Source organism: Actinomadura macrotermitis, assembly GCF_009604375.1.
GTDB classification, from domain to species: Bacteria; Actinomycetota; Actinomycetes; order Streptosporangiales; family Streptosporangiaceae; genus Spirillospora; species Spirillospora macrotermitis.
Genome location: NZ_WEGH01000005.1, coordinates 551052 through 570365, shown reverse-complemented (window position 1 = coordinate 570365; position 19314 = coordinate 551052). Strand labels below are relative to the sequence as shown.

17 protein-coding genes and 1 pseudogene are annotated in these 19314 nt (G+C 74.7%); 9 read left to right on the top strand and 9 right to left on the bottom strand.

Annotation, left to right across the window (positions count from 1 at the left end; genetic code table 11):
• The first annotated feature begins 37 nt into the window (after positions 1-37).
• From ACRB68_RS35445 to ACRB68_RS35425, 5 genes and pseudogenes are all read left to right on the top strand, one after another.
• Positions 38-937 (top strand): 1,4-dihydroxy-2-naphthoyl-CoA synthase, encoded by a 900-nt coding sequence (locus ACRB68_RS35445; RefSeq protein WP_153540340.1) that lies wholly within the window; start codon positions 38-40, stop codon positions 935-937.
• 31 nt (positions 938-968) lie between these two features.
• A pseudogene (locus ACRB68_RS35440) lies at positions 969-1910 on the top strand (o-succinylbenzoate synthase); the annotation flags it as partial.
• Positions 1907-3577 (top strand): 2-succinyl-5-enolpyruvyl-6-hydroxy-3-cyclohexene-1-carboxylic-acid synthase, encoded by a 1671-nt coding sequence (menD, locus tag ACRB68_RS35435; RefSeq protein WP_153540336.1) that lies wholly within the window; start codon positions 1907-1909, stop codon positions 3575-3577. The pseudogene ACRB68_RS35440 and the gene menD, both read left to right, overlap by 4 nt.
• Positions 3578-3710: 133 nt before the next feature.
• Complete coding sequence (locus ACRB68_RS35430) at positions 3711-4553, top strand: hypothetical protein (protein ID WP_153540334.1); 843 nt, start codon at positions 3711-3713, stop codon at positions 4551-4553.
• The gene (locus tag ACRB68_RS35425) at positions 4550-6313 is read left to right on the top strand and encodes a GMC family oxidoreductase N-terminal domain-containing protein (protein WP_153540332.1); all 1764 of its coding nucleotides are present in this window, start codon (positions 4550-4552) and stop codon (positions 6311-6313) included. Before ACRB68_RS35430 ends, ACRB68_RS35425 begins: the two co-directional genes overlap by 4 nt.
• On the opposite strand, the gene ACRB68_RS35420 is transcribed toward ACRB68_RS35425, so the two are convergent.
• The 4 genes from ACRB68_RS35420 to ACRB68_RS35405 all read right to left on the bottom strand — a co-directional run bounded on the left by ACRB68_RS35420 (position 6297) and on the right by ACRB68_RS35405 (position 9969).
• Complete coding sequence (locus tag ACRB68_RS35420) at positions 6297-6947, bottom strand: hypothetical protein (protein WP_153540330.1); 651 nt, start codon at positions 6945-6947, stop codon at positions 6297-6299. The two genes, ACRB68_RS35425 and ACRB68_RS35420, sit on opposite strands and share 17 nt — an antisense overlap.
• Before the next feature lie 158 nt (positions 6948-7105).
• On the bottom strand, positions 7106-7759 hold the full coding sequence (locus ACRB68_RS35415) for a response regulator transcription factor (RefSeq protein ID WP_328595186.1): 654 nt from the start codon (positions 7757-7759) through the stop codon (positions 7106-7108).
• Entirely contained in the window at positions 7756-8913 is a 1158-nt protein-coding gene (locus tag ACRB68_RS41755) for a sensor histidine kinase (RefSeq protein ID WP_328595185.1), read from the bottom strand. The genes ACRB68_RS35415 and ACRB68_RS41755 overlap by 4 nt, the downstream gene beginning before the upstream one ends.
• A 252-nt stretch (positions 8914-9165) precedes the next feature.
• A complete protein-coding gene (locus ACRB68_RS35405; protein WP_153540326.1) occupies positions 9166-9969 on the bottom strand; it encodes a tyrosine-protein phosphatase in 804 nt (267 codons plus the stop codon).
• A gap of 209 nt (positions 9970-10178) precedes the next feature.
• On the opposite strand from ACRB68_RS35405, the gene ACRB68_RS35400 reads away from it, so the two are divergent.
• Both ACRB68_RS35400 and ACRB68_RS35395 read left to right on the top strand, forming a co-directional pair.
• Positions 10179-11204, top strand: a complete 1026-nt coding sequence (locus ACRB68_RS35400; protein ID WP_328595184.1) for a fatty acid desaturase family protein — start codon at positions 10179-10181, stop codon at positions 11202-11204.
• A gap of 44 nt (positions 11205-11248) precedes the next feature.
• The gene (locus ACRB68_RS35395; RefSeq protein WP_153540887.1) at positions 11249-12061 is read left to right on the top strand and encodes an Fpg/Nei family DNA glycosylase; all 813 of its coding nucleotides are present in this window, start codon (positions 11249-11251) and stop codon (positions 12059-12061) included.
• A 40-nt stretch (positions 12062-12101) separates the two neighbouring features.
• Here ACRB68_RS35395 and ACRB68_RS35390 read toward each other — a convergent pair whose 3' ends face one another.
• The 4 genes from ACRB68_RS35390 to ACRB68_RS35375 all read right to left on the bottom strand — a co-directional run bounded on the left by ACRB68_RS35390 (position 12102) and on the right by ACRB68_RS35375 (position 15797).
• A complete protein-coding gene (locus ACRB68_RS35390) occupies positions 12102-12932 on the bottom strand; it encodes a DMT family transporter (RefSeq protein WP_207709938.1) in 831 nt (276 codons plus the stop codon).
• 30 nt (positions 12933-12962) lie between these two features.
• The gene (locus ACRB68_RS35385) at positions 12963-14198 is read right to left on the bottom strand and encodes an isochorismate synthase (RefSeq protein WP_328595183.1); all 1236 of its coding nucleotides are present in this window, start codon (positions 14196-14198) and stop codon (positions 12963-12965) included.
• A gap of 161 nt (positions 14199-14359) precedes the next feature.
• The gene (locus tag ACRB68_RS35380) at positions 14360-14944 is read right to left on the bottom strand and encodes a biotin transporter BioY (protein ID WP_328595182.1); all 585 of its coding nucleotides are present in this window, start codon (positions 14942-14944) and stop codon (positions 14360-14362) included.
• A gap of 160 nt (positions 14945-15104) precedes the next feature.
• Complete coding sequence (locus ACRB68_RS35375; RefSeq protein ID WP_153540879.1) at positions 15105-15797, bottom strand: spermidine synthase family protein; 693 nt, start codon at positions 15795-15797, stop codon at positions 15105-15107.
• 100 nt (positions 15798-15897) lie between these two features.
• Here ACRB68_RS35375 and ACRB68_RS35370 point away from each other — a divergent pair, with 100 nt between their 5' ends.
• The gene (locus ACRB68_RS35370; protein ID WP_153540322.1) at positions 15898-16686 is read left to right on the top strand and encodes an SDR family NAD(P)-dependent oxidoreductase; all 789 of its coding nucleotides are present in this window, start codon (positions 15898-15900) and stop codon (positions 16684-16686) included.
• A 71-nt stretch (positions 16687-16757) separates the two neighbouring features.
• Here the strand turns inward: ACRB68_RS35370 and ACRB68_RS35365 are convergent, their stop codons facing one another.
• Positions 16758-17522: a glycosyltransferase family 2 protein gene (locus ACRB68_RS35365; RefSeq protein ID WP_153540320.1), complete on the bottom strand. Its 765-nt coding sequence runs from the start codon at positions 17520-17522 to the stop codon at positions 16758-16760.
• 237 nt (positions 17523-17759) lie between these two features.
• Here ACRB68_RS35365 and ACRB68_RS35360 point away from each other — a divergent pair, with 237 nt between their 5' ends.
• Positions 17760-19313, top strand: a complete 1554-nt coding sequence (locus tag ACRB68_RS35360) for a glycoside hydrolase family 10 protein (protein WP_328595181.1) — start codon at positions 17760-17762, stop codon at positions 19311-19313.
• The last annotated feature ends 1 nt before the right edge of the window (position 19314 follow it).

Sequence of the window (19314 nt, the reverse complement as noted above, 5' to 3'; positions counted from 1 at the left end):
GTTGAATGGGGCGTCCGCCGGTCTAGGAGAGGAACACATGGTCTCGGAGCTGTTCGACGCGTCGGCCTGGAAGGAAGTCGAGGGGTTCGGCTTCACCGACATCACCTATCACCGTGCGGTGGACCAGGGCACGGTGCGGATCGCGTTCGACCGGCCGGAGGTGCGCAACGCGTTCCGGCCGCACACCGTGGACGAGCTGTACCGGGCGCTGGACCATGCGCGGATGTCCAGTGATGTGGGGTGTGTGCTGCTGACGGGCAACGGGCCTTCGCCGAGGGACGGCGGGTGGGCGTTCTGCTCGGGCGGTGACCAGCGCATCCGGGGCAAGGACGGGTACAAGTACTCCGACAGCGAGACGTCCGAGGGCGTCGACCCGGCGCGGGCGGGGCGGCTGCACATCCTGGAGGTGCAGCGGCTGATCCGGTTCATGGGCAAGGTCGTGATCTGCGTGGTGCCCGGATGGGCGGCCGGCGGCGGGCACAGCCTGCATGTGGTGGCGGATCTGACGCTGGCGAGCCGTGAGCATGCGCGGTTCAAGCAGACCGACGCGGACGTGGCCAGTTTCGACGGCGGGTTCGGGTCGGCGTACCTGGCGCGGCAGGTGGGGCAGAAGTTCGCGCGGGAGATCTTCTTCCTGGGCGAGACCTACTCGGCCGAGGACGCGCACCGGATGGGCATGGTGAACGCGGTGGTGCCGCACGCCGAGCTGGAGGCCACGGCGCTGGAATGGGCCCGCAAGATCAACGGCAAGAGCCCGACCGCGCAGCGGATGCTCAAGTTCGCCTTCAACATGATCGACGACGGTCTGGTGGGGCAGCAGGTGTTCGCGGGGGAGACCACGCGGCTGGCGTACGGGACGGCCGAGGCGGCCGAGGGGCGGGACGCGTTCCTGGAGAAGCGCGACCCGGACTGGTCGCCCTACCCGTGGTACTACTAACGACGTCGGAAATCGGGCAGAGCAGGGGGTTCGGCGGGTGCGGGTGTTCTCCATCCCGATGCGGACGCGGTTCCGCGGCGTCACGCGGCGGGAGGGCGTGCTCGTGCGGGGGCCGGCGGGCTGGGGCGAGTTCTCGCCGTTCGCCGAGTACGGGCCCGCCGAGTCCGCGCGCTGGCTGGCGGCGGCGCGCGAGGCGGCGTTCCAGGGGTGGCCCGAGCCGGTCCGCGACCGGATCCCGGTGAACGTGACGGTCCCGGCCGTCGGCCCGGAGCAGGCTTTTGCGATGGTGCGGGCGTCGGGGTGCGCGACGGCGAAGGTCAAGGTCGCCGAGCGCGGGCAGGGCGACGTCGACGACCTGGCCCGGGTGGAGGCGGTGCGCGCGGCGATCGGCCCCGCGGGGAAGGTGCGCGTGGACGTCAACGGCGGCTGGGACGTCGAGCACGCGGTGCGGATGGTGCGGGAGCTGGACCGGTTCGGGCTGGAGTACGTCGAGCAGCCGTGCGCGACGCTGGAGGAGCTGGCGGCGGTGCGGCGGCGCGTGGACGTGCCGGTCGCGGCGGACGAGTCGATCCGGCGCGCGGAGGACCCGCTGCGGGTGCGGGCGGCCGGCGCCGCCGACATCGCGGTGCTGAAGGTGCAGCCGCTCGGCGGGGTGCGGGCGGCGCTGAAGGTCGCCGAGGCGACGGGGCTGCCGGTGGTGGTGTCGAGCGCGGTGGAGACCTCGGTCGGGCTGGCCGCCGGGGTGGCGCTGGCGGCGGCGCTGCCGGAGCTGCCGTACGCGTGCGGGTTGGCGACGCTGTCGCTGCTGGAGGGCGATGTGGCCGCCGAGCCGCTGCGGGCCGAGGGCGGCGTGCTGCCGGTCCGCCGGCCGGCGGTGGACGAGGCGGCGCTGGCCCGGTACGAGATCGACGACGAGGGCTGGCGGCGCCGGATGGACGGCGCCGCGGCGGTTTTGGACAGGGTGGGGCGATGAATCCGGCGACCGCGCTCGCCACGGTGCTGGTGGACGAGCTGCTGCGCTGCGGGATGACCGAGGTGGTGCTGGCGCCGGGGTCGCGGTCGGCGCCGCTGGCGCTGGCGCTGCACGCGGCCGAGCAGGCGGGCCGGGTGCGGCTGCACGTGCGGATCGACGAGCGGTCGGCGTCGTTCCTGGCGCTCGGGCTGGCCAAGCGGTCGGCGCGGCCGGTGGCGCTGGTGTGCACCTCGGGGACGGCGGCGGCGAACTTCCATCCGGCGGTGATCGAGGCGCACGAGTCGCGGGTGCCGCTGGTGGTGCTGACCGCCGACCGGCCGCCCGAGCTGCGCGGCACCGGCGCCAACCAGACGATCGACCAGGTGAAGCTGTACGGGACCGCGGCGCGCTGGAGCGCCGAGATCGGCGTCCCGGAGGACCGGCCGGGGATGGTGGCCTACTGGCGGTCGCTGGTCAGCCGGGCGTGGGGGCTGGCGCAGTTCCCGGTGGCCGGGCCGGTGCACCTAAACGCGGCGTTCCGCGAGCCGCTGATCCCCGACGGGGACGAGTCGTGGTGCGAGCCGCTCGGCGGTGACGCGTCGGGGGCGTGGACGCGGGTGCGGGCGGCGACGCCGGGGTCGGTGCTGCACGTGCCGCCGACGCGGCGCGGGCTCTTGGTGGTCGGGGACGGCGCGGTCAACGTCAAGCGGTACGTGGCGGCGGCGTCGATGGCGGGCTGGCCGGTGCTGGCCGAGCCGAACGGCAACGCCCGCTACGGCGACCACGCGCTGTCGGCGCACCACTTCCTGCTGGGGGTGCCGGAGTTCGTGGAGCGGCACCGCCCGGAGGTGGTGGTGACGCTGGGCAAGCCGGGGTTGTCGCGGCCGCTTTTGTCGCTGCTGCGGCTGGCCGAGGAGCACATCGTGCTGTCGCCGGACCTGGCGCACTGGCCCGACCCGGTGCGGTCGGCGACGCAGGTGGCGCAGGACGTGGAGATCCCGGTGGTGTCGGGCGACGACGCGTGGCTGAAGTCCTGGCGCGCCGCGGACGCGGCCGCGGCGGCGGCGGTGGACCGGGTGCTGGACGCGCGTCCGGAGGTGACCGAGCCGCGGCTGGCCCGCGACCTGGCGGCGTCGCTGCCGGGCGGGTCGCTGCTGTTCTGTGCGGCGAGCATGCCGATCCGCGATCTGGACCAGGTGATGCGGCCGCGCCGCGGCATCCGGATCATGGCCAACCGGGGCGCCAGCGGCATCGACGGGCTGGTGTCGACGGCGATGGGCGCGGCGCTGGCGCACAGCGGCCGCTCGTACGCGCTGCTGGGGGACCTGGCGTTCCTGCACGACCAGAACGGGCTGATCCTGGGGCCGCAGGAGCACCGCCCGGACCTGGCGCTGGTGGTGGTGAACAACCAGGGAGGCGGGATCTTCTCGCTGCTGCCGCAGGCGGCGCTGCGCGATCCGTTCGAGCGGGTCTTCGGCACGCCGCAGCAGGTGGACCTGGAGGCGGTCGCGGCGGCGCACCGGCTGCCCTACCGGCGGGTGCAGGAGGCGGCGCAGGTGCCCAAGGCGATCGCGGGGGAGGGGCTGCGGATGATCGAGGTCCGCACCGACCGCGAGGTCAACGCCGTCCTGCACGCCGAGATGCGCCAGGCCGCGCACCGCGCGGTGCGCGACCTGCTCGCCGGCTGACCGCCCCGGCCGGGGCGGCCCGGCCGGGGCTTGTGCGGTCGTGCGTACCGGCGGCGCGGGAACTGTCACTCAGGTACAAGAAATTGGACTATGCGTCCAATACGTTGAGTGGGCTCCCCGCGCTGGAGGTGTCATGCCAGACCCGCTCCCGCTGAACCCGCCGCTCCCGCTGAACCCGCCGCCCCCGACCGAACCCCCGCCCCCGCCCGACCCCCCGCGCCGCGACCGCCGCGCCCTGCTCGGCGCCGCCGGCCTCGCCACCGCCGCCACCGTCACCGCCGCCGGGGCCCGGCCCGCGCGGGCGGCGCCCGACCCGCTCACCGCCTGGACCCTGGACACCATGACCGGCCTCGCGGTCTTCGTCCTGCCCGGCCCCGACGCCCACTCGCGCGCGCAGGGCACGCCCCGCCCCGACCCCGGCGGCGTCGAGGCCGGGCTGCCGCGGTTCCTGGTCGACGCCCTGAACCGCTACCTGCCCGTCCCGGTCGTCACCGCCTACCGCCGCGCCGCCCTCACCGCCCTGCCCGCCCCGCCCGGCGCCCCCGCCTCCCTGGCCAAGGACGCGGTGCCGCTCGCGCCGCTGGTGGCGCTGCTGCTGAACATCCAGGCCCTGCGCGTCGACCCGCGCACCGTCGCCGGACCGCTGCCCACCCCCTTCAGCCGCCTGTCCTACGCCGGCAAGGCCGCGGTGTTCCGGCTGCTGGAGGGCCCCGACCCCGCCCTGGTCGAAGCCCTGGACGCCCACCTGCCCGAACCCCTCAAACGCACCGCCTCGGGGCTGCTGCGCTTCCTCGGCGGCGCGCTGCTGGAACTGGCCGCCCTCGGCGGACTGTCCGAATGGGGGGTGTTCGACCCCACCACCCGGCGGCTCACCGGCCGGCCCGTCGGCTGGCGCCTGTCGGGATACGTCCCCGCCGCCGAGGGACGCCCCGAATTCCGCGGCTACTACCAGGGACGCAGGGAGGTCACCGGATGACCCGGGACGTGATCGTGGTCGGCGCCGGCGGCGGCGGGCCCGTGGTGGCCAAGGAACTGGCCGCCCGCGGCCTGGACGTCCTGCTGCTGGAGGGCGGCGCCCGCCACGGCGACCCCCGCCGCGAATGGACCCACCTGGAGAACGACGCCAACAACCCCCTCACCGGGTTCCTGCGCTTCGGCCCGCCCGACCGCCGCGAACCGGCCTGGCTGCGCGAGGAACCCCAGAACTCCTTCCTGCTGCAGGCCGCCGGCGTCGGCGGCACCACCCTGCACTACTTCGGCAACTCCCCGCGCGCCTACCCCGGCGTCTTCCACGGCTACGACGGAGCCGACCGGGCCATGTACGACACCGCGCACGCCTTCCCCTTCGCCTACCGCGACCTGGTCCCCTACTACCGGTGGGTCGAGGCGACGCTGCCGGTGCAGACCGCCGCGATGGGCGTCAAGGAGACGGTGTTCCTGTCGGGCGCCGAGAAGCTCGGCATCCCGGTGCAGACCGCCAAGGACACCACCGGCTGGTCCTACCGCCCGCAGGAGAACGCCATCCTGCAACCAGGCGGCACCGCCGGCCGCACCGGCGACCCCGCCGAGCTCCAGCACCCCCGCGCCACCGGCTGCACCTTCTGCGGCTACTGCCTGCAAGGCTGCATGGAACCGCCCGGCGCGCCGCGCAACCTGTACGCCAAGCGCTCCACCGACAACAGCTACGTGCCGATGGCGCTGACCGCCGCCGCCTGGTCCCCGCACGGCCGGGACGTCACCCTGCTCGCCGACGCCTACGTCACCCGCGTGCACACCGGGCACCGCGACGGCCGCCTCACCGCCACCGGCGTCACCTGGCGCACCGGCGCGACCGGCGAGACGCACCGCGAGGACGCCCGCGTCGTCGTCCTGGCCGGCGGCGCCACCGAGACCCCGCGCCTGTGGCTCAACAGCGGGCTGCCCAATCCCAACGGCTGGGTCGGCCGCGGCTACACCGACCACTTCCTGGACGGCGTCACCGGCCTGTTCGACCACGACACCGGCAACTCGCGCGGCCCCAACTCGGCCGCGCGCTGCGACTTCCCCGGCCACGGCGCCCTGGAGAACATCGGCCTGCCCCCCGCCATGCAGGCCTACTCCATGGCGCTGTCGGACAGCGGCATCCGCGGCCGCTACCGCAACGGCCGCGGCTTCACCGGCCCCTGGGACGGCCCCACCGGCCGCGTCATCGGCCCCGAGCTCAAAGAGGTCCTCGCCCACGGCATCGACCGGCTGCTGAACGTGCTGATCCTCACCGGCGACGACGTCGAGGCCCACAACCGCGTCACGCAGTCGGTCCTGCCGCCCGACTCCCACGGCCCCGTCCCCAAGGTGGTGTTCCGCTCCCGCGAACGCACCCGCCGCACCCAGGCCAACCGCGAGTTCCTCGCCCGCAAGGCCACCGAGCTGCTGCGCCGCGCCGGCGCCCGGCGGGTGTACCGGTTCGACTGGGCGCCGCTGCTGCTGCACGTGCACTCCACCATGCGCATGGGCCTGTCCGCCGACGACTCGGTCCTGGACGCCGACGCCCGCAGCCGCTGGATCGACCACCTCTACATCGCCGACAACTCCGCCCTCGCCAACAGCCTGGGCGGCCCCAACCCGACCCTCACCACCCAGGCCCTGGCCACCCGCACCGCCGAGAAGATCTTCGCGCGGCACTTCGGCGGGGACCCCTGGGTCGGGCATGAGACCCCCGTCCCCTCCACCGACCCCCGCGTCAGCGCCGCCCTGTGACCGGCGTGCCCGGCTGGGCCGGGGCGCCGGCGGGCGCGGCGGCGGACGGGCGCCGCCCGCGGGTGATCAGGGCGAGCGCGATCCAGATCAGCGCCGCGCCCGCCGGCAGCAGGTCCAGGTCGGCCATGATGGCGACGAAGCCGAGGGCGACCAGGACCGGGCTCAGGGCGGCCACCGCCGTGCGCCCCGGGGCGGCGACCGCGGACAGGACCAGCAGCGCGAGCAGCCCGAGCATGAAGAACACCGGGCCGATCTCATAGAGCGCCTGGGGGAGCACCGCGGGGACGCCCGCGTACTTGTCGGCGAGCGCGCTCTTGTCCGCCGGGTCCGCGGCCTGCAGGCCGACGACGATGTCGATGACCGCGACGCGCACGAACAGCACCAGCCCGAAGGCCGCGACCGCGGTCGCGGCGGCGGCCGTGACCCGGCGCGCGGTGCCGCCCGCCGCGGCCCGCAGGCGGCCGTACAGACCCGCGATCACCCCGCCGTACAGCAGGAGCGAGCCGAGGAAGATCAGGTGGCCCGTGGTCCAGGCGGGGCCCGGCCCGTGCTGCCCGTCGCGGCCGTCGATCAGCCGCACGATGCCGTAGGCGAGCATGAGGGCGGGGGCGAGGTGGAAGGCGATCCTGGCCATGAGCGGTTCTCCCGGGGTTCGAGTGCTGCGTTCCTGCGTTCTCGATCCTGGTGGGAGAGGAGGGCCGGGCGGATCGCCGCCGCGAGCGGTCTTGGGGCCTCGGTGGCGCGGGGGAGAGGGCGGGCCTTCCTCCCCCGCGCGACGGAGGCGCCCCTTCGTCAGGAGGGTTCGATGAGCCGGGTCTCGTAGGCGGCGATCACGGCCTGGACGCGGTCGCGGATGCCGAGCTTGGCCAGGACGTTGCTGACATGGGTCTTCACGGTGTGCTCGCTGACGACCATGGCCGCGGCGATCTCGGCGTTGGACAGACCGCGGCCGAGCAGCCGCAGGGTCTCGCGCTCGCGCCCGGTCAGCACCGCCAGGCGATCGGAGACGGCCGCGGCGGCGCGCGGCCGGTCACGGGTGATGTCGGAGATGAGGCGGCGGGTGACGGCGGGCGCCAGCAGCGACTCGCCCGCCGCCACCACCCGGACCGCGTGCACCAGGTCGTCGCGGCGCACGTCCTTGAGCAGGAACCCGCTGGCGCCGGCGTAGAGGGCGTCGTAGACGTAGTCGTCCTGGTCGAACGTGGTGAGCATGATCGCGCGGGTCCGGGTCGTCGCGCACACGGCCTTGGCGGCCTCGATGCCGTCCATGCCCGGCATGCGGATGTCCAGCAGCACCACGTCGGGATCGTGCTCGGCCACGGCGGCGACCGCGGCGGCGCCGTCGCCCGCCTCGGCGGCCACCTCGATATCGGGCTGGGCGTCCAGGATCATCGCGAAGCCGCTGCGGACCAGCTCCTGGTCGTCGGCGAGCACCACCCGGATCACGCGGTCACCGCCGCGGCGTAGGGCAGCCGCGCCAGGACGCGGAACCCGCCGCCGGGCAGGGGACCGGCCTCGGCCGTGCCGCCGCAGGCGGCGGCGCGCTCGCCGATGCCGATGAGGCCGTCGCCGCCCCGCCGCCAGCCCGCGTCCGCCGCGCCCTGGCCCCGCCCGTCGTCGGTCACCGTGATCTCCAGTTCGTGGTCGTGCCAGTGCAGCCGGACCTCCGCGGTCCGCGCGCCGGCGTGCTTGACGGTGTTGGTGAGCGCCTCCTGCACGATGCGGTACGCCGCCAGGTCGGTGTCGGACGGCAGGTCGCGGCGCTCGCCCTCGGTCGTGAGCCGCACCCGGACCCGGGTGCGGCCGACGTCCTCGACCAGGCCCGGCAGCGCGCCGATCGTCGGCTGCGGCGCCCGCGCCCCGTGCCGGTGGCCATCGCTGTCCTGCCGCTCCTCCTTCAGGACGCCCAGCATGCGGCGCAGCTGGGCCATCGCGTCCCGGCCCGCGCCGGCGATCGCCTCGAAGGCCTGCTCGGCCCGGTCGGGGTCGGAGCGGACCACCACCGGGCCGGCCTCGGCCTGCACGACCATGATGCTGACGGCGTGCGCGAGCACGTCGTGCATGTCGCGGGCGATGCGGGCCCGTTCCTCGGCCGCCGCCCGCGCCGCCTCGGCCGCGCCTTCGCGCTCGAGGGCCTTGCGTTCGCGTTCCAGCTGGGTGGAACGCTCCACCAGCGCCTCCGACCGCTCCCGCCCGGTCCGCGCCAGCGTGCCGAGCAGGAACGCCGTCATGGGCAGCAGCAGCGTGAACATGAACTCGCCCGCGTCGTTGCCCTTCACTAGCAGCGCGCCGGGCGGGATCGAGGCCACCAGCACGCCGATGAACCCCCACCGCTGCCAGCGGTACCGCCCCAGGTCGGCCAGGGTGTAGATGGCCACGAGCGCGCCGTACTGCAGCATCTGCCCGGGCCGGTGATGCAGCGACACCCCCATGGCGAAGCACGCCACCACCACCGCCACCGCGAACGGTGCCCGCCGCCGCCACACCAGCGGCACGACCGTGCCGAGGTTGACCACCACGCCGAGCGGCGTCACCTGCGGGGCAGTGGCGAACGGCACGAACACCGGGACGGCGACCGCCGCGGCGACCAGCACGTCCACGAGGAGGCCGTCACCCGCACGCGCCCACACGGGGAGGCCTAAGTCGCGAAATCGATCTGACATCCCCTCAGTATCGGGCGACACGGACGGGTTCACCTCGGTCGCACGAGGGATTCCGCCGCCGGCGCATCGCCCGCCACCGCTGAACTTACTTTGTAAAGGTAGTCGGCTGAAAGAAAACTCCCATAACTAAAAAAGAAAAAGGCCCCTCACCTGGGTGAGGGGCTTTTCCTTGTCGATGAAGGGCTCTGGTCAGGTGAGAAGGCGGTCGCGCAGGGCGGTGGAGTCCTCGTCGGTCCAGCCGTGGCCGGCGAGCCAGGCCAGGGTGCCGCCGTGCTCCTCGTCCACGCGGGCCAGGAACTTCTCCATGATGGCGGCGTGGGGGATGTGACTGTCGGCGGGGCGTGAGTCCAGGTCGGCGGCGTAGGTGGTGCTGGCGCGCAGGCGGGCCAGGACGGCGTCCAGGCGTTCGCCGGTCTGGGCGTAGTCGGCGACGATCGCTTCGCGGGTGACGCCGGCGACCTCGAGGGCGAGGGCGCAGACGACGCCGGTGCGGTCTTTTCCGGCGGCGCAGTGGACGAGGGCGGAGCCGTCGGTGCGGGCCATGACGCGCAGGGCGGAGACGATGGAGTCGGCGCGGTCGCGCAGGTAGCCGGTGTAGTGGCCGATGGGGCGTTCGTGCAGGGGGCCGTGGTCGGGGCGGTTCTGCCAGGGCAGGACGCGGTCGATGTCGATGTCGGGCTGGTCGGCGGCGACGTCGGTGTGGCGGCCGCCTTCGGAGAACAGGGACAGGTGGTGGATGGTGATGGAGGGGGTGCGGGTGAGGGGGCCGGGGCCTTCGAGGTGGACTTCGGCGTCGCTGCGCAGGTCGATGACGTTTTTGAGGTGGTAGTCGTCGAGCAGGTGGCGGATGTCGGTGACGGTGAGGTCCTGGAGGTTGTCCGAGCGCAGGAGGCGTCCGCGTCGTGTGGTGGTGCCGTCGTGGGTGGGGAGTCCGCCGAGGTCGCGGATGTTGACGGCGCCGTCGAGCTGGATCCACCGGGTGCTGTCGCTCATGGCTTATGACCCTATATGGGGGGTGTGGCGGTTCTTTGACCGAGGGTGGTGGGATCCGGATCACTCTGTGGGGGGATCTTGGGCGGGTGGTGGCGGGACCTGGGAGCCAGGCGGTAGATGGCTCTGGTGCCGGGCGAGGGTTCGGGGCGGCGGTCCCTAGCGTTGCGGGCAGTTGTTGGTGCCGGTGGCTGCCTGGAGGGTGTCGAGTCGTGACGGTTGTCGTGGAGAGTGTGCCGCGCCGCGGTGTGGCGAGTGATTTCGGGCCGCTGGCGCGGCGGGTGCGGGCGGCGGGGCTGCTGGAGCGGCGGCGGGGGTACTACGCGCGGGCGATCGGGATCAATCTGGCGGCGACGGTGGGGTTGTGGGGTGCGGTGGCGTGGGCGGCGCCGTCGTGGTGGGTGGTGTTGCTGGGGGTGCCGTTGGCGATGGTGGCGGCGCGGACGGCTTTTCTGGGGCATGACGCGGGGCATCGGCAGATCGCGGAGTCGCATCGGGTGAACCGGTGGCTGGGGTTGCTGTTCGGGAACCTGCTGCTGGGGATGGGCTACGGGTGGTGGAACGACAAGCACAGCCGTCATCACGCCAACCCCAATCACGTGGACAAGGATCCGGATGTGGGGGAGGGCGTGCTGGCGTGGACGCGCGGGCAGGCCGAGCGGCGCCGGGGCCTGGGCGGGTGGGTGATCGCGCATCAGGCGGGGTTGTTCTTCCCGCTGCTGTTGCTGGAGGGCCTGAACCTGCGGGTGAACAGTGTGCTGTTCCTGCGGGGCCGGGCGCGGCGCGTGCAGGTGCTGGAGGGGACGCTGCTGGCGGTGCACACCGTCGGGTATCTGGCGCTGGCGTTCGCGCTGCTGCCGCCGGCGCAGGCGCTGGTGCTGGTCGCGGTGCAGCAGGGGTTGTTCGGCCTGCATCTGGGGAGCGCGTTCGCGCACAACCACAAGGGGATGGCGATGCCGGGTCCGGGCGACCGGTGGGATCATCTGCGGCGCCAGGTGCTGACGTCGCGCAACGTGCGCGGCGGGCCGGTGGTGGACTGGCTGCTGGGCGGCCTGAACTACCAGATCGAGCACCATCTGTTCCCGAGCGTGGCGCGGTGCAATCTGCGGAAGGTGCAGCCGCTGGTGCGTGAGCACTGTGCGCTGGTGGGGCTGCCGTATGTGGAGACCGGGATGGTGGAGTCCTACCGGCAGGCCCTCGCCCATATGCACGAGGTCGGGGCTCCGCTGCGGGGCTGAGCGGGATCGGGTGGGGCGGCGCCGGCTTTATGCTGGCGGGCGTCATGCCTGAAGGTCATGTTGTTCATCGTCTGGCCGCCGAGCACCAGCGGGTGTTCGGCGGTCTTGTGCTGGGTGCGGTGAGTCCGCAGGGGCGGTTCGCGGCGGGTGCGGCGCGTCTGGACGGGCGGCGGCTGGTGGAGGCGTCGGCGTACGGCAAGCATCTGCTGCTGCGGTTCGCGGGCGAGGAGCATCTGCACGTTCATCTGGGGATTTACGGCAGGTTCGGGTTCGGGGCGGGGCCTGCTCCGGCGCCGGTGGGGGCGGTGCGGCTGAGGCTGCGTTCCGAGGAGCATTACGCGGATCTGCGGGGGCCGAACGCGTGCGAGCTGCTGGAGCCGGGCGGGGTGGCGGCGCTGCAGGGGCGGCTGGGGCCTGATCCGCTGCGGGCCGATGCCGATCCCGAGCGGGCGTGGCGGCGGGTCGGGGCGAGCCGGATGCCGGTGGCGGCGTTGCTGATGGACCAGTCGGTGGTGGCGGGTCCGGGCAACATCTACCGGGCCGAGGTGCTGTTCCGTCAGGGCGTCCACCCTGATGTGCCCGGTCGCGGGCTGGGGCGGGAGCGGTGGGAGGCGATCTGGGGGGATCTGGTGGTGTTGATGGCGGCGGGGGTGCGTGACGGGCGGATCGACACGGTGCGGCCCGAGCACACCCCTGAGGCGATGGGGCGGCCGCCGCGCCAGGACGATCACGGTGGTGAGGTGTATGTGTACCGGCGGGCGGGGGCGCCGTGCCTGGTGTGCGGGAGCGAGGTGCGGGCGCGGGTGCTGGCGGGCCGCAACCTGTTCTGGTGCCCGGGGTGCCAGCCGGCGCCCTAGCCGGCCGGGCCGGCCGGGCCGGCCGGGCCGGTCGGGCCGGTCAGTCGTGGCCGGGTTCGCCGAAGCGGGCCAGGGTGAGCGTGGCGGCGAGCGCGAGAACGAATCCGGTGATGGCGACGGGGGCGTAGCCGGGGCGGCTGTGGTCGCCCAGCAGCCAGATGCCGATGGCGGCGGGGGCGGCGGTCTGGGCGACGACCAGGGCGGCGACGGTGGAGGTGACGGTGCCGCGCTGCAGGGCGGTGGCGTAGTACAGGAACGCGACCAGGCCGCCGGCGGCCAGGGCGTAGGTGGCGGGGTCGCGTATCAGGGCGGGGATGTCCAGGCTGGTCAGGACGCGGGCGGCGATCGCCACGATGCCGAAGCCGAGGCCGGCGATCAGGCCGAGGGTCACGGTCATGGCGGGGCCGGGCAGGGTGCGGGCGGCGATGAGGCCGGCGACGGCCAGGGCGGCGACGGCGGCCAGCAGCCACCAGTGCAGGGCGGTGCCGGTGTGGGCGGGTCCTTCGTGGCCGGCGGACAGGCCGAGCAGGCACAGGCCGAGGCAGACCACCGCGATCGCGGTCCATTCGCGGCGGGCCAGGCGCACGCCCAGCAGGGGGCCGGCGGCGACGGCGGCGACGGCCAGCTGCGCGGAGATGACGGCCTGGACGACGAACAGCGGCAGGGAGCGCAGGGCGGCCAGTTCGGCGGCGAAGCCGAGCACGTCCAGGCCGAGCCCGGCCAGGAAGGGCACCTGGCGGGCCAGGCGGACCAGCAGCCGCGGGTCGCCGGCGGCGCCGGCGGGGGCGCGGCGCGCGGCCAGGGCCTGCAGTACCGAGCCGAGCCCGAAGCAGACCGCGGCGGCGAACGCCCCCAGCAACGCCAAGATCACGTCTTCAGGGTAGCGGTTCCGGGGGAGGGGTCAGCCTTCCAGGGCGTACTGCATGGCGCGGAACTTGTTCTGGGCCTCGGTGAGCTCGTCGGCGGGGACCGAGTCGGCGACGATGCCGCAGCCGGCGAACAGGCGGGCGCGGGTGCCGCTGATCTGGGCGCAGCGCAGCGCGATGCCCCATTCGCCGTCGCCGCGGGCGTCGACCCAGCCGACGGGGCCGGCGTAGCGGCCGCGGTCCATGCCCTCCAGTTCGCGGATGAGGTCCATGGCGGTGGCGGTGGGGGTGCCGCAGACGGCGGGGGTGGGGTGCAGGGCGGCCAGCACGTCCAGGACCGAGCGGTCGCCGTCCAGGCGGCCGTGCACGGCCGAGGCCAGGTGCATGACGTTGGACAGGGCGAGCAGCCGGGGTTCGGCGGGGACGGTGAGCTCGGCGCACAGCGGGGCCAGGGCGTCGCGGACCATCTCGGCGGCGTAGGCGTGTTCCTGGCGGTCCTTGGCCGAGGCCATCAGGCGGGCGGCGCGGGCGGCGTCGTCGGCGGTGTCGGCGCCGCGGGCGGTGGTGCCGGCCAGGACCAGGGAGTCGATGCGGCCGCCGGAGCGGCGGATGAGCAGTTCGGGGGTGGCACCGACCAGGCCGGCGACCGAGAAGGTGTAGCAGCCGGGGAAGCGGGCGGCCAGGCGCTGCAGCAGGACGCGGGCGTCGATGGGCTCGCCGGCCTGGGCGTACAGATCGCGGGCCAGGACGACCTTGCCCAGGTGGCCGGCGCGGATGCGTTCGACGGCGGCGGCGACGCGCTGTTCCCAGGCCGGTGCGGACAGGGCGCCGTCGCTCCAGGCCAGCTGGGTCGGCGGGGCGGGCGGGTGCGCCAGGGGGTGGGGGTGGGGGCCGGTGCCGATGGTGGTGAGCCAGGCCTGGCCGTCGCGGCGGCCGATGATCTGGCGCGGGACGATCAGTACCGAGTCGGGGGATTTGGGGTCGAAGCCGAAGCTGCCGAAGGCGACCGGGCCCGAGCCGGGGATCTGCAGCGGGTCCTCGACGTGGGCGGCGCCGAACAGCTCGCGCAGCCGGTGGCCGGCGTCGGCGAAGCGGCCGGGGCCGCCGGGCAGGGTGATGCGGGCGGCCTCGCCCCAGCCGACGACGCCCTGGCCGTGGCGGATCCAGGCCAGGGCGGCCGGGTGGGGCAGCCGGGCGATGAGGTCGCCGGGATCGGCGATCGGGACGGTGCGGACGACCAGGCTGTCCGAGGCGGTGACGGCGACACTCACCCCGCCACTGTACGACAGAGTTGAACCCGTTCAAACGGGCGGGACGCGGTGCGCGCGTGAGGTGTGCGCCACACCCTGGGGCCCCGCCGGCCCCTGGAGCAGGGGTCCGGCGGGGTCCGGGCGGGCGCGGCGGCGCCGGCCCGGACGGGGCCCGGGCGGGGTCAGCGGGTGCGGCCGGCCAGCTTCCAGGCGGCCGGGAGCAGGCCCGCCGCCAGCGCCACCTTCAGCGCGTCGCCGATCAGGAAGGGCGTGACGCCCAGTTCCAGCGCGCGGCCGAGGTCGACGCCGAGCGAGGCCATCAGGTAGGGCACCCCGGCCAGGTAGATCACCGTGGTGCCCAGCGTCATGGTGGCCACGGTGCGCAGCGGGGTGCGGTCGCCGCCGCGCCCGGCCAGGCGCCCGACCAGCGCGGCCGCCGCCACGAACCCGATCACGTAGCCCAGCGTGGGCATCGCGGTGCCCGAGGCGCCCTCGGCGAACCAGGGCACGCCGGCCATGCCGGCCAGCAGGTACAGCACCATCGCCAGGGCCGAGCGGTGCCAGCCGAGCGCGGCGCCGGCCAGCAGCACCGCGAAGGTCTGCCCGCTGACCGGCACGGGGGTGCCCGGCAGCGGCACGCTCACCTGTGCGGCGAGCCCGACCATCAGCGCGGCGCCCGCGACCAGCGCGGTGTCGCGGGCGAGCGCGCCGGGGAGCAGATCGCCCAGCACCGCGGCGCGGCGCGGAGCGGCATCGACCGTAGCCACAATTGCCTCCAAAAGTTGCGTCCGGGGACAAACCTACCGACCCGTGCGATCGGCGTAGATCTTGCGGGGTACAGAAACCGCCGCCCCCGCTTTGTCGCCCGCCGCCCTTGCCCGGCCCGCCGCACCGGCACCGGCCCGCCGTCCCGGACCGGGGCCCGCCTCACCCGCGGTGGCCGCCGGCCAGGTAGACCACGTCGGGCTCCCCGCGCGGCACCGGCACCGGCCGCACCCGCACCCGCGCGAAACACGCGCGCAGCAGCTCCTCGAACCCCGGCGCGGCGCCCGCGCTCCACACCGCCAGCACCCCGCGCCCGCTCAGCAGCCCCGCCAGCCGCGCCAGGCCCTCGCGGCCGTACAGGCGCGCGTTGCCGGGCGTGACCGTCCAGTGCGGGCCGTTGTCGATGTCCAGGCACACCACGTCGAAACCACCACCCGCACCGGCGGTGGCGTCGGCGGTGGCGATCCACTCCACCAGGTCGGCGCGCACCACCCGCACCCGCGGGTCCTGCAGCGCGCCGCGCGAGAACGGCCGCAGCGGCCCGTCGTGCCAGCCCACCACCGCCGGCTCGCGCTCGACCACCGTCACCGCCGCCACACCGGGCGTCCCGGCCGCCTCGGCCAGCGAGAACCCCACGCCCAGGCCCCCGATCGCCACCCGCACCGGCGCCGCCGGCCCGTCCAGCGCCTCCAGCGCCCAGCGCACCAGCAGCCGCTCGGACTCGCCGTTGCGGGTGTCCATCAGGAACACCCCGTTGCTGATGATCTCGTAGTCGCCGCCGTCGCGCCGCAGCACCAGCTCCCCGCCGACGCCCTCGGCCCGCTCCACCACCACCGCGCCCGCCGCGTCCGTCATCGCCACGCCCCGACCCTACCGACCGGCCCCCCTGCGCCGCCCCCCTGTTCACTCGCGCGCCCCTTCCGGCGCCGGGCCCGCCCGGCTAGGGTCACGGCCCATGCCCGATCACTCACAGCTGGCCGGACGCCGCATCCTGGTCGCCGGCGCCGGAACCCGCCCCAGCAACGACCCCGACGCCCCCGCCGGCAACGGCCGCGCCATCGCCGTCGCCGCCGCCCGCGCCGGCGCCGAGGTCGCCTGCGCCGACATCGACACCGCCGCCGCCGAGCAGACCGCCGCCCTGATCACCGCCGAGGGCGGCACCGCGCACGTGCTGACCGCCGACAACGCCGACCCCGAGGCCAGCGCCGCCATGGTCGCCGGCGCCGCGCTGCGCATGGGCGGCCTGGACGGCGTCGTGGTCAACGCCGGCATCGGCGCCGGCTACGGCCTGGCCGGCACCGAGCCGCAGGTGTGGGACCGGGTCCTGGCCGTCAACCTGCGCGGCCCCTACCTGATCGCCCGCGCCGCGATGCCGCTGCTGGAGACCGGCGCCGCGCTGGTGTTCACCGGCTCGCTGGCCGGCACCAAGCCCGGCAGCTCCTCGCCCTCCTACGACGCCTCCAAGGCCGGCCTCACCGGCCTGGCCCGCCACGTCGCCGCCGAGGGCGCCCCCCGCGGCGTGCGCGCCAACGTGGTGGCCCCCGGCCTCATCGACACCGTCATGGGCCGCGACGCCTCGGCCGGCAACACCGACCGCGACCGCGTCGCCGCCCTCATCCCCATGCGCCGCCAGGGCACCGCCTGGGAGGTCGCCGACGCCACCGTGTTCCTGCTGTCGGACCGCGCCTCCTACATCACCGGCCAGGTCCTGCACGTCGACGGCGGCCTGTCCACCCTGCGCTGAACGGCGCCAGGCCCGGCCCGCCCCCTCCGGCGGACCGGGCCCCGCACGCGCACAGCAGGGGAGAGGCCGGGTCAGGCCGCCAGGCCCGCCGCGACCCGCTCGGGCGCCGCCACCGGCTCGGCCGCCGCCCGCACCGGCCGCACCCGCGCCCCCACCATCGTCCGCAGCACCCGCCACCCGTCCCGCCAGGTGTTCAGGTGCGACTCCCCGAACAGCCGGTCGCCCTCGAACGAGGCGACCTCGGCGATCCGCAGGCCCGTGGTGACCGCGTTCACGCACATCTCGGTCTCGATCTCAAAACCGGTCGAGCGCAGCGCCAGCCGCGGCACCGCCGACCGCCGCAGCGCCACGTACCCGTAGCACAGGTCGCTCCAGTGCGTGCGGTACAGCGCGTTGGCCAGCGCCGTCAGCCACCGGTTCCCCGTCCGCCGCACCAGCGTCAGGTCCCTGGACCCGCCGCCGCAGGCGTACCGCGACCCCTTGACGAAGTCGAAGCCGCGCTCCACCAGCGCCACGAACGAGCCGATCTCGGCCGGGTCCATGCTCCCGTCGGCGTCCAGCATCACGATCACCTCGCCGGTCGCCGCGGCGAACCCCGCCTGCAGCGCCGCGCCCTTGCCCCGCGGCGGCTGGCTGATGATCGTGGCGTCGGGGCGCAGCGCCGCCACGACCTCGGCCGACCCGTCGCTGGACTGCCCGTCCACCACCACGATCTCATCGACCCCGGTCAGCCGCGGCAGCAGCCAGCGCAGGTTGTCGGCCTCGTTCAGGACCGGGACGACGGCCGTGACCGTCAGCGCGGGCGAGGTGCGGCGGGCCGGGCCGGTGGCGTTCATGAGGACTCCTGGCGTGGTCGGCGGAACACTGGGTTAGATGTGACGCACCCCACCCCGGGTTTGAAAAAATCTTCACGCCGCCCTTATGGCCGCCCCGCCCCGCCCCCGCACGCCCCCCGCGCAACGCCCGTGCGGCGCCCGTGCCGGCCGCGTCGTTCCGTCCCTAGCACGGCAACGGATGCGTAACAATGGCTCGCTATGGTCAGGCGAAGGGCAACGGCAGGCAAGGCAGCAATCGTGGCGGCGGCGCTCACCGCGGCCACCCTCACCGCGTGCGGCGGCGGCGACGACCGCCCCGCCGGGGCCCGCGCCCCCGTCCCCGCCGGAGCAGCCGGCGAATGCGCCGTCGCCGCCCCGCCCGGCGACTCCAAGGCCCGCCAGCTGCGCGGCATGTGGATCGCCACCGTCGGCGGCATCGACTGGCCCACCGACGGCGCCCGCACCCCCGCCCAGCAGCAGGACGCCTTCCGCAAGCGCCTGGACACCGCCCAGGCCCTCAACCTCAACGCCGTGTTCGTGCAGATCCGCCCGAACTCCGACGCGTTCTACCCCTCCCCGTACGAGCCCTGGTCACAGTGGATCACCGGGACGCCCGGCAAGGACCCCGGCTACGACGTGCTGGGCTTCATGCTGAAAGAGGCCCACGCCCGCAACCTTGAGTTCCACGCCTGGTTCAACCCCTACCGCGTCTCACGCGACGCCGACCTCGGCAAGCTCGCCCCCACCAGCCCCGCCCGCCGCCACCCCGACTGGGTCCGCAAGTACGGCACCGGCCTGTGGTACGACCCGGGCCTGCCCCAGGTCCGCGACCTGGTCACCAAGTCGGTCATGGACGTGATCGGCAAGTACGACATCGACGCCGTGCACTTCGACGACTACTTCTACCCCTACCCCGAAAGCGGCGACTACCCCGACCAGGCCACCTACAAGGCCTACGGCCGCGGCATGGACAAGGGCGACTGGCGCCGCGCCAACGTCGACACCCTCGTGCGCGACCTGTCGCGCAGCATCCACCAGGCCAAACCCTGGGTCCGGTTCGGCATCAGCCCCTTCGGCGTGTGGCGCAACCGCTCCAGCGACCCCGCCGGCTCGGCCACCAAGGCCCTGCAAAGCTACGACGACCAGTACGCCGACACCCGCAAATGGATCCGCCAGGGCTGGATCGACTACGTCACCCCCCAGCTGTACTGGGCCATCGGCGACCCCCGCGCCGACTACCAGACCCTGGCCGCCTGGTGGTCCCGGCAGGTCGCCGGCACCAAGGTGCAGCTGACCATCGGCCAGGCCGGCTACCGCGTCGGCGAGGACGCCACCTGGCGCAAGCCCGCCGAGCTGTCACGCCACCTGGACCTCAACACCCGCCATCCCGAGATCCGCGGCGACGTGTTCTTCAGCGCCGCCGACCTGGCCGCCAACCGCCGCGGCTTCGCCGCCAAACTGCGCGCCGACCACTACGGCCGCCCCGCCCTGCCGCCGGCCGCGCCCGGCGGCCAGGCCCCGCCCGCCGCCCGCCAGGTCACCGCCGCCCCCGCCGCCAAGGGCGTCAAAGTCACCTGGCAGCCCTCCCAGGGCGCCGCCTCCTACGCCGTCTACCGCGCCGACGGGCGCCGCCCCGCCTGCGCCCCCGTCGACCCCGCCACCCTCGTCGCCAGCGTCCGCGGCGGCGGCATCATCGACCCCACCGCCGCCCCCGGCAAGACCTACACCTACTACGTCACCGCCGTGGACCGCCTGCACCACGAGAGCCCTCCCGCCCGCGCCGCCACCGTCACCGCGGCCCAGCAGGGGTGAA